Origin of the sequence: Paraburkholderia sp. SIMBA_054 (assembly GCF_046534875.1) — a bacterium.
Classification (GTDB): domain Bacteria; phylum Pseudomonadota; class Gammaproteobacteria; order Burkholderiales; family Burkholderiaceae; genus Paraburkholderia; species Paraburkholderia hospita.
This window is the reverse complement of the sequence record NZ_JAWRXV010000709.1, coordinates 1-275: the sequence shown is the minus strand read 5'-3', so window position 1 is coordinate 275 and position 275 is coordinate 1. Positions and strand designations below refer to the sequence as shown.

Sequence of the window (275 nt, the reverse complement as noted above, 5' to 3'; positions counted from 1 at the left end):
GCACCGCCGACAGCGGCAGGAAGCCGCCGGTCAGGCCCTTGGACAGGCACAGCAGGTCGGGCATCACCCCGGCCTGTTCGCAGGCGAACATGGTGCCGGTGCGGCCGAAGCCGGTGGCGATCTCGTCGGCGATCAGGAAGGCGCCGTGGGCATCGCACAGTTCGCGCGCGCGCTTGAGGTAGAGCGGGTCATGCATGCGCATGCCGCCGGCGCACTGCAGCCGTGGTTCGAGGATGACCGCGCAGATCTCGCCGGGATGGCGGTCGAACAGGTCG

The 275-nt window shown here is 70.2% G+C and carries 1 protein-coding gene; it reads right to left on the bottom strand.

What is annotated here, in order from left to right:
• Positions 1–275: aminotransferase class III-fold pyridoxal phosphate-dependent enzyme (locus SB822_RS56925; RefSeq protein WP_410859080.1), on the bottom strand; the 275-nt coding region annotated here is incomplete at both ends.